2 protein-coding genes are annotated in these 459 nt (G+C 49.9%); both read left to right on the forward strand.

Translation table 11 applies throughout. From position 1 onward, the window contains the following. On the forward strand, positions 1–279 hold a 279-nt coding region (locus tag D7Y13_RS42580; RefSeq protein WP_208734612.1), incomplete at its 5' end, for a hypothetical protein. Next, on the forward strand, positions 276–459 hold a 184-nt coding region (locus tag D7Y13_RS42585), incomplete at its 3' end, for a nucleotidyltransferase family protein (RefSeq protein WP_120631104.1). The genes D7Y13_RS42580 and D7Y13_RS42585, both read left to right, overlap by 4 nt.

Consider the following 459-nt stretch of genomic DNA (forward strand, 5'->3'; position numbering starts at 1 on the left):
AAGCAAATTGCCGCTTTGAAGCAGGAGCAGCAAGACCTTCAGGGAGAGGAACGGCAGCAGCGCGATCGAGCCAAACAAGAGCAGGCAAAGGGCGATTCGCTTTACTGGTGTATCTACAACTTGGATCAGAAGAATCCCAAGACGCAAACGGATTTTGAACATCTGCCACCGGAGCAGCTAGTTTCAGATATTTGGCAGAAAGAAGAACGAATTTTGGCGATTCTAGCTGAGATTAAAGACGTGCTGAAGGCAAAGCCAGCTAGAGGAGACGAGCCGTGAACCCGCAGCTTTCCGATCGCCTCCACGCTTCCGCAGAAGCAATCGCGAGTTTTTGCCAGCAGCGTCAAATTGTTGAACTCGCTCTGTTTGGTTCTGTGCTGCGGAATGACTTTCGCCCTGATAGCGATGTTGATGTGTTGGTAACGTTTGCGTCTGATGCAAAAATTAGCCTGTTTGACC

Source organism: Corallococcus praedator, from assembly GCF_003612125.1.
In the GTDB taxonomy this organism is placed as follows: domain Bacteria; phylum Myxococcota; class Myxococcia; order Myxococcales; family Myxococcaceae; genus Corallococcus; species Corallococcus praedator.